We start from the raw sequence: 8,689 nt of genomic DNA on the forward strand, positions 1-8,689 counted from the left end.
CGCTATACGCCCACTTCGCCCTCGCAAGATGTGTGTCGTAGACCTGCCTGGCGCGCTCCGGCTCGCTCTCCGGATTAATCTGAAGCACGATTTCCGTCACTTCGCGCCAATCAGCGCCTTCACGGTCGGCGTCGAGCATGCGCATATACGTGACCGCATGTTCGCGATCATACGGCGTCAGAATATCGCCCGCCGGCGCCGTGTCGGCGACATGAGAATTATGCGGCTTCTCGCGCATGTGGCTCTCCTGATCAAACTCAGATGGCATTGTCACGCGCCATCAGGGCCGATTGATGTCCCTGCGACGAGATCGATAGTAGCCGTCAGTCCATCAATCGTCCCCGTCGGAATCGCCATGCTCGCGGCCAACAGGTCAGGCGAGCGGCTGCCACTTTGTGCACGGTCGGATGCTTAGGAAAACCTTTCTCTTGCCGACGCTTCAGCGGCGGCCGTCATGATGCGGTCAAAGGCCTCAGTCGGTGTGCAACCTTTCTCAAACTCGCCCCGCCAGTGCTCTGGAACCAGCGGGAATTGCGAATAGACCTGCCCAATCTCGAAACGAAGCTCGCGTATCCATGCTTGGAATGCTTTATCGGACATGTAAGTCAACCCATACATCTAAAGCCTCACCACTGACGTGGGGCCCAACGCACGGTCGGGCACCTCCGACCGACAAGATATTGCAATGCCTCTCCAGGCTACGATCAGGAGAACGGCAAGGCCAACGAACTATATGGCCGATGCCACGAGGCCATCAAGCGCAGGCGCCACAATGCTAGCCATGTGGTCAATCTGACTCCCGCATTGGTCAATCCTTTTGCGAGGACCAGACGTAGATACCGCCAATGAACCTTTAACTCTCGCGAGGCTGTGCTAGCCTGCTCGCACAGCCAGGGGGGGAGGCGATTGACCAGAGAGCAGGCTAAGGCCGTAGAGTCTGGCGTCGAGCTATCATCATCCTTACTGCAACGATTGCAGCGCATTGAAATGTGGTGCATGACCAGATTTGTGCGTCTCCTCGAGGAGTGCGACCCGGACAATGTTAAGCGTACCCGCGCCGCTCAACTCTATCTCGAGGTCGGGGCTCGCCGGATGGCCGCCGAGCGCGGGCGTATCTAGAGCGCATACTGCAGCTCTTTGAATATGCGGGGTGTTGAACGTGCATCCGCACTTGCGCCGCGTGGAAGGTCGTAAATCTTGTGAGCGAACGTCACGTCGCGGCCGCAGCGTGCAAACATCAGTGATGCGATCCTCTTGCTCCGCCGTGTGACGCCTGCCTTGAGCGATATGCGCTCGGCTTCTTCGAAATGACGGAGATGCACTTCTCGGTCGCGAGGTCTTGGATCGGAGGTTGTGAAGAACCGCAAGGCGGTCGCGATCGAAGCTGCACGAGGCGCGCTCGGAGGCTGTCGGCTATCAGACCGAGCTTAAGAATTTTCATTGTCCCGCGGTCTTGCCGGGCGCGGCGGCCCCGCCTCGCGTCCCCAAGGATGACATCCGTACAGTCCGTGTGGTGAAGGACCGCACCGCGAGACTTTGGTGCCTTTAGAAAGGAGAGCGACAGGTTCACGTCCTGCAATGACGCGTGATAGAAAGGGGACGTCGTTCCCGCGGATTCCACCGAGATCGGTCCAGGTAAAAATTGACTTCACGCACCTGTTCGGGGTGTCGAGCCAAGAGGCCAGACAGGTCCGTCCCCCGACCGTGTGGGATCGCGTCGACTTGACGGTCATCCACGAAACACCGTCCAGCGTGTCGGAGGATTAGCATGTCGTCGATCGGTACCAGGTTGCTCAACAGTCTGCGATCCGTTGAGCGCCCGGGTGACTTCTGTGTCGGCGGAATTCGCGAGATTTTCATGCCAACGATCGACGTCGACGGCGTGGGCAGGCTCGCCTTTCCCGTTCTACCCGTCCAAGCCGAGCAGCTCGTCGCGATCGCCGAGACAGCTCCGTTCGGGCGAGGCGAGGAGACCGTGGTCGATCGCGAAGTCCGGAGAACCTGGCAGGTCGATTCCGCCAAGGTTCAGATCGCAGGGCGTCACTGGGACAAGACCTTGGCCGGCCTCGTCGCCGACATGGCCCGCCGGCTTGGCGTGGGCGAGCCGGTTGCGGCCGACTTCTATAAGCTTCTTGTCTACGACACCGGCAGCTTTTTCGTCGACCACCGCGATACCGAGAAGGTCGCCGGCATGTTCGCGACGTTGGTGCTTGTCCTGCCCTCAGCCCATAGCGGCGGCGAGTTGGTCGTCAAGCATCTCGGCCGGGAGGTCGTGCTCGACGCCCGTCCGGAGGAGCCGTCGGAGATCGGCTTTGCGGCCTTCTATGCCGACTGCGTGCATGAGTTGCGTCCGGTCAAGACGGGATGTCGCCTGGCCCTCGTCTATAATTTGCGTTTCGTCGGCAGGAGCCGCGCACTGAAGGCACCCGATTATCGGGCGGAGCACGGGCGCGTGGTGGAGTTGCTGCGGAACTGGGCGAGCGCTGAGGATGAGCCTGATAAGTTGATCGTACCCTTGGAGCACGTCTATACGCCTGCCGAGCTGTCGTTCAGTGCACTCAAAGGGGCCGATGCGGGCGTGGCGTCCGTGCTGGTCAAGGCCGCCGCAGAGGCGTATTGCGATCTCCACCTCGCTCTCGTGTCGATCGAGGAGGGCGGCAGCGCCGAACATAGCACCTATTACGGCCGTCGCCGCTGGGGTCGCTGCGAAGACGAGGAGTTTGAGGTCGCCGAGATCTTCCACCGAACGCTGATTCTGTCCGAGTGGCGGCGTCCGGACGGCGGCGAGGCCGGGTTCGACGATTTTCCTTTCACCGAGGACGAGTTGTGCCCGCCCGATGCTTTCGAGAATCTGGCGCCGGATGAGCAGCATTTTCACGAGGCCACGGGCAACGAAGGCGCGTCCTTCGAGCGCACCTATCGCCGTGCCGGCTTCGTGTTGTGGCCGACCGCGCGGAGGTTCGCGGTGCTGAATCAGGCTGGCCTGGGCACGACGCTGCCGTATCTCGAAGATCTGACGGTGCGCTGGGAGACGAGCAATGCATCGATCCAGTCGCCGCTGTGGCGTGAAGCCGATGAGCTGTCGCGGCATATGCTGCGCTCTTGGCCACGCTCGTCCCGGCGGGCAGACGACGACGCGGCAGCCGGCCGGATGCTCGATTTGCAGATCCGGCTTGGGAACGCCGGGCGCATCGATGCGCTCCTCGCCGAGCTGTCGGCCGAGGGCCACTACGCCGCGCTTGACAACGGAGCGATTGTGCGAGCTGCCGCGCTTCTTCCCGCCGCGCGCGCAACGGAATTGCTGATCCGGATTGTCAGCCGTAACGCTTCGGCCCATCTCACCGCCTGCGGCGATCTGCTGACGCGCTGCGTTGCGGCGCCGGCAGGTCTGACCCTCGAACAGATCGGCCAAGCCTTGATAGATGCGATGCCGGGCGACCCGACCACGCAGCAGCAGGTCGATGTCTCCCGGCCAGCGCCGGTGAAGCCAGGCTTTGTCGTCGACCTCCTGACAGCGACAAGTCGAATCGATGCGGGGCTCGCAGCGCGCGCGATCCAGCACCTGATGGCCTGGCCGAAGACATACAAGCCGGACGATGTGCTGGTCCCCGCTGCTCTAGCGATTGCCAAGCTGGAGGAGAGAAGGGCGTGGCCGGCGGTCGCGCGGCTCCGGGAGGCCGCGCTCGACCACCTGCGCCGGCGCGTCGCCCTGCCGCTGGAGGCGCCACGGGACTGGACCAGGACCAACCCGCTCAAATGCACGTGCGGCGACTGCCGTGGGTTGGGCGCATTCCTGACTGCGCCGGATCAACAGCAATGGCGCCTGAAGGCGGTCCAGGACCGGAGGACCCATGTCGAGCAAAGGGTCCGGAGCGCGACGTGCGACCTTGACCTCACGACGGAAAGACGCGGCAGTCCCCACACGCTGGTCGCTACCAAGAACCAGGCCAGCTACGAACGCCGCGCCAGGCAGCGCCGGCAGGATCTGGAGCACATCTCAGCGCTGGGCGGATGATGTTGGCTCCAGCACCGAGCCAGGAACTCCGGCCGCAGAATGCGCCGGAAGGATCGAGCTCGCGGGCCAAGGCGGGGAGTACAGACGCGGCCATCAACCTATCCCTGGAGGGCGACGACCCTGATCTCGGACCCGGTCGGCCAATGAAGGAGCCTTGAACGTCATCGCAGGCCTCACGCGCCAGGAAGTCAAACTGCTCATTTGCCTCGGCTCCTTCAACGACGACAGGCATTGTCCGGGCTGCCGGCTTCAACGAGAGTCAGCCGGGCGCTAGTCCGACCTTGTATCGTTGCGCGAGCCGCCAGAACCAGTCTTGATCCAGGTTGGTCTGTCGATCGATCTCCCGGATTGAGCTGCGAGTGCGATTAAACAGCGCATAGCAAAGGCCATCGTCGTCGTGGCGAGCGTAATAGGCGATGCCGTCGGGATTAAGCGGATGGCCCAATAGAGCCCTCGACCAGGCCTGCGGCACGTCGTAAGGCAGTCCGCCATGCACCACCTCGGCGGTCGCACCGAGAATGGCGAGCGAGGGGCCAGCCAGTCTGATCAGCGAAAGATCTACGGTGATCTCGAGACGAGCGTAGGCTTTGCGATGCAGCAGGCCGGCATCTATCAGGGTCCGTCCCGGCACGCGAAGGAACGTCTCTGCAAATGCGCCGAAGGGCTCCCGGGCTGCATAGAGAACGCCGTAGCTTCCATCAGGAGCGTTCAGCCGGCCGAGACGCGACGTGTCGAAAAAGATGGGATCGTACTCGGCGGTGTAGAACCGATGAACCAGCGTACCCCGCCGCAGCCGGACCAGGCGCGGACGGCGGCGATCGAGATCGTCCGGCGGTAGCGGAGCGGTCACGCGCCTTGCTGAGCCATTCGCTGGGCGGCCTCGACCACAAGTTCAACCTTGCCTTCCTTGAGCAGGTCGATGGGCTTGCGGCCACCCAGCCGATCATCTGGCTGAGCCAGGAAATTCAGAATGGTCCAGGGATTGTTGGTCGGCAGCACCTCCCGGACGGACTTCAGGCCCTCGACGATAGTGCCGTCCGCGTTGAACTGAAGGGTCGGAAAGCTCCGGTGGTTGCTGGGACCGGGAACGGCAAGGAGGCTACCTTCCTGCACGCGCTTGTCGACAGCCTGCCGGGAGATTCCCCGCAGCAGGGTTCTGACCTGGTCCAGATCGTACGCGCCTCCTGCTCGCCGAAGATCCTCTTGCACAATACGGACGCCCTCGAGGACGGCGAGAGCCCGGGCATCGGGCGCAAATGCCTCCTTGTTGACGACAACGGTCTTCTTCGCTGCTCCGGTGAAGAACCGGAACGCTTGTCCCGCTAGTTGCTTGTTGCGCTCACGAACCTTCTGCAGCGCCGTTGCACTCTTGGACACAATCGCGACCTGAGCGTCTGCGGGAAGAGCCAGGCTCTTCAAAGCGGAGGGCTTCTGCTTAAGTACCATCATCATTCCGTCCTCGTGGACGGACAGATCTTTGATACCGATGGCCTTTGACCGTGCCTTGGACATGATCTCGACTCCCTGCCTGAATATGGACTATTTCCTGCAACTTTGTCAACTTTGTCAACAGCTGTCTAATTCAGATCGGTTCCATGCGCTGCATCAGTAGGCGTTGGGCATGCGATCCGGCGCGCCCAAAATGCCTGCGGAGCATCGGGCTGCGTCGAGGCTAACGAGCGGCAGGCTGGACCAGGAATGGATCGCTGAACTAAACGACCGATGTGCGTGCCCCCGAAGCCGGCGCCGCTATGGGTCCTCAGCCCGATGCCAATGCCGTCGGAGGACAACCATTCACGCAACCTCTGGTAACATTTCTAATGAGCGCAATCAGCAACTACAAGCTTTTCTAAACATCATGACGTTCGCTGAATATGATAAGGACATCGCCACTCTTGCCGAAGACAAATACCGGCTCGCTATGTAGTGAACGGCGTCTGCCGCGTGCGTTACGACAATGAGCGCGGCAAGGGCGATCATCGCCACCTGGATGGCAAGGATTGCTCTTATGCTTTTCGTGGGCTGGTGCGGCTGCTGGCGGTTTTTGGCGCGACGTGAATAAACGGAGATAGAACATGCGGACGGTTATCCTAGGCGTCGCGACACAGAGCAACCTGACGCGCCGCATCTTGGCGACTGCGCACGGGCAGCGTAAGGCTGGCGACGACCGAATTTCATTCGAGAGCGTCCGCGACCTTTGGCGGGTGCTGGCGCCCAAGCGCATGGAGATCGTGCGAGTTATGACCGGAGCCGGCCCGCTGACAATACGGGAAGTCGCGCGTCGGGTCGACCGCGACTTCAAGGGGGTCCACTCCGATGTGACGCTGCTGCTGGGCGCGGGGATTTTGGAGAGGACGGAAAGTGGGGGCGTGGAATTTCCATGACCGCGTTCATGTCGAGTTCGACATGATGGCGGCGTGACGTCCCGCCCGCATCAATAGCAATAGTAGTAAGAAACAGCGCAAGTAAGCGATTCGCATAATCTCCGTTATGGAATATATTCCTATAGTTTTCCGCCGGCGTCCTGTGGCTTTTCCTCTTCATGTGTTGGCGGAAGGTGTTTCTAGCGGGGAACGGCGTTAAGAGAAGACAGTCGGATCATCATGTGCAACATGAATTGGCCAACTCCGGGGACAGGGCCATCAGGTGAACATGAAATAGACATCACGGTTATTTGCGTTCCGGCTTAATCCTGCCCACGCGTTCACGGACGGAAAACGTCACAACCTCAAACTCTTTGCCGGATTGATTGGCGATGATCTGCGCCATATCGGTGATGTTCTTAAGCCAACGATGATCTGTGGCGATCAACGGCAACGGACCATCCGCCGTGTACCAAGTCTGAACGACCTCCCCGTCATCATCGCTAATTGCGACGATCGCGTGCATGTCCTTGATCCGGAATCCATTGTGTTCATTCATCGGAGCTTCTACGCCTTCTCAGTCGATGGTGGCTTGGTCCTTCAACTGCATGGCGGTTCTCCTCTTCGAAATCAGGTTAGCGTGATGACGGATGCCGCCGGCACCGGCGCATAGAGCGTTTCGATCAGGACATTGCGATGCTCCAGCACGGCGCGCTGGTTGATCGAGCCTTTGTCGGTGATCTCGCCGCGATCGATCAACAGCGGGGTGTCGAGCAGGATCGCACGGGTGACGCGGTTCGACGAACCGGTCGCGCTGGCGAGAAATCGTGTGAAGCGTTCGCGGAAGGCCGCGCGTACCTTGGAATCAGCGGCAGCCGCCGCGATATCGTTGGCAGCGAGATCTGGATTGATCAGGCAGCAGCCGTCGAGATCGAGGATGACGATCGCCGAGATCTCGTCGCGATTGAGGCCCGCGATCACGACGTCGCGCACCAGCGGCGCGCAGGCGCCGACGAACCGCGCCCGCAAGGGACCGACACTGACCCAGGTGCCGCTCGCCAGCTTGAAATCTTCGGCGATACGGCCATCGAAGTCGAAGCCGGCGTCGAAATCGCCGGAATTGGCAGGCTTCAGGGCGTCGCCGAATTTGTAGAAGCCCTCCTCGTCGAAGGCCTTGGCGGTTAGCTCCGGCTGGCGCCAGTAACCTGGCGAGACGTTCGGCCCCTTGGCGCGGACTTCCAGCTTGCCGTTGTTCGGCACAAGCTTGGCATCGGCGCCTGATACGGGAAGGCCGACATGGCAGGAGCGGCTGGTGTCGGGGCGCACCGACATGAAGAACGGCGAGGTTTCGGTCGCGCCGAGGCCGGTCAGCATCGGCACGCGATAGCCCTTCTCCCGCACCGCGAGCTCGTCGAGGCTGTTCCAGACGAGCGGCGACAGCGCCGCGCCCGAGAAGAACATCGCATGCAGCCGGTCGAAGAATTTCGCCCGCAAGCCTGCATCGTCGCGGAGATAAGGCAGTAGCGCCTCATAGCCCTTGGGAACGTTGAAGTAGACTGTCGGCGAAATCTCGCGCAGGTTTCGCGCGGTCTCCTCGATGCCGCCGGGCATCGGCTTGCCCTCGTCGAGATACATCGAGCCGCCATTGTAGAGCGTCAGCCCGATATTGTGGTTGCCGCCAAAGGTGTGATTCCACGGCAGCCAATCGACGATGACCGGCGGCTCATCCTTCAGGAACGCAAGCGTCTCGCGCAGCATGACCTGATTGGCGCAGATCATGCGCTGGGTATTGATGACCGCCTTGGGATTGCCCGTCGACCCCGAGGTGAGCAGGAACTTTGCGATCGTGTCGGGGCCGATTGCCTCGTGAACCGCGTCAAGGCGCGGGTGTTCCGGCGTTGTCGTCAGGTCGGCGAGGCGGGTGACATCACGGCCGGCAACGGCGCCTCGGCTCGCCGAGATCTCTATGCCCGCGGGCACATTGGCGAGCAGTGCGTCGGCGAATTTGTCCGCGTCATCGACGAAGACGAGGCCCGGCGTAAGCAGCTCGATCAGAAAGTTGAGCTTGCCGTAGTCGCGCGAGACCAGCGAATAGGCCGGCGAGACCGGACAGAACGGGATCCCCGCATACAGCGCGCCGAACGCGATCAGCACGTGGTCGATCGAGTTGCCCGACAGGATCACGATCGGTCGGTCGGCCGACAATCCGCGCGCGATCAACGCCGACGCGAGGCGCCGCGTCGTCTCCAGCAGTTGTGCGTAGGTGATCTGCCGCCAACCGCCGCCGGCGGCGCGCTCGGCCATGAACACG

Annotated in this window: 9 protein-coding genes; 3 read left to right on the forward strand and 6 right to left on the reverse strand. The window is 61.7% G+C overall.

Annotated elements, in window-relative coordinates; all coding sequences use genetic code 11:
- Both H8A95_RS39840 and H8A95_RS39845 read right to left on the reverse strand, forming a co-directional pair.
- Positions 1-238 (reverse strand): DUF2285 domain-containing protein (locus H8A95_RS39840; RefSeq protein ID WP_229188015.1); only part of this gene is annotated, 238 nt, incomplete at its 3' end.
- Positions 239-411: 173 nt separating this feature from the next.
- Positions 412-600: a hypothetical protein gene (locus H8A95_RS39845; RefSeq protein WP_229169677.1), complete on the reverse strand. Its 189-nt coding sequence runs from the start codon at positions 598-600 to the stop codon at positions 412-414.
- Between the two features lie 1,168 nt (positions 601-1,768).
- Between H8A95_RS39845 and H8A95_RS39850 the strand changes: the two genes are divergently transcribed.
- Complete coding sequence (locus H8A95_RS39850) at positions 1,769-4,015, forward strand: 2OG-Fe(II) oxygenase (RefSeq protein WP_229169676.1); 2,247 nt, start codon at positions 1,769-1,771, stop codon at positions 4,013-4,015.
- A 259-nt stretch (positions 4,016-4,274) separates the two neighbouring features.
- Here H8A95_RS39850 and H8A95_RS39855 read toward each other — a convergent pair whose 3' ends face one another.
- Positions 4,275-4,865, reverse strand: coding sequence for an RES family NAD+ phosphorylase (locus tag H8A95_RS39855; RefSeq protein ID WP_229169675.1), 591 nt, complete (start codon positions 4,863-4,865; stop codon positions 4,275-4,277).
- On the reverse strand, positions 4,862-5,527 hold the full coding sequence (locus tag H8A95_RS39860; protein WP_229169674.1) for a hypothetical protein: 666 nt from the start codon (positions 5,525-5,527) through the stop codon (positions 4,862-4,864). Before H8A95_RS39860 ends, H8A95_RS39855 begins: the two co-directional genes overlap by 4 nt.
- Before the next feature lie 432 nt (positions 5,528-5,959).
- Between H8A95_RS39860 and H8A95_RS39865 the strand changes: the two genes are divergently transcribed.
- Positions 5,960-6,073 carry a hypothetical protein gene (locus H8A95_RS39865; protein WP_376711729.1) on the forward strand — a complete coding sequence of 38 codons (114 nt, stop codon included), beginning with the start codon at positions 5,960-5,962 and terminating at the stop codon, positions 6,071-6,073.
- A gap of 17 nt (positions 6,074-6,090) precedes the next feature.
- On the forward strand, positions 6,091-6,399 hold the full coding sequence (locus H8A95_RS39870) for an HVO_A0114 family putative DNA-binding protein (RefSeq protein WP_229169673.1): 309 nt from the start codon (positions 6,091-6,093) through the stop codon (positions 6,397-6,399).
- Positions 6,400-6,685: 286 nt separating this feature from the next.
- Here the strand turns inward: H8A95_RS39870 and H8A95_RS39875 are convergent, their stop codons facing one another.
- Positions 6,686-6,937: a hypothetical protein gene (locus tag H8A95_RS39875; RefSeq protein WP_229169672.1), complete on the reverse strand. Its 252-nt coding sequence runs from the start codon at positions 6,935-6,937 to the stop codon at positions 6,686-6,688.
- A 71-nt stretch (positions 6,938-7,008) separates the two neighbouring features.
- Positions 7,009-8,689, reverse strand: a 1,681-nt coding sequence (locus tag H8A95_RS39880; protein ID WP_229188016.1) for a feruloyl-CoA synthase, incomplete at its 5' end; no start/stop codon positions are given.

This window comes from Bradyrhizobium oropedii, assembly GCF_020889685.1.
GTDB lineage: Bacteria > Pseudomonadota > Alphaproteobacteria > Rhizobiales > Xanthobacteraceae > Bradyrhizobium > Bradyrhizobium oropedii.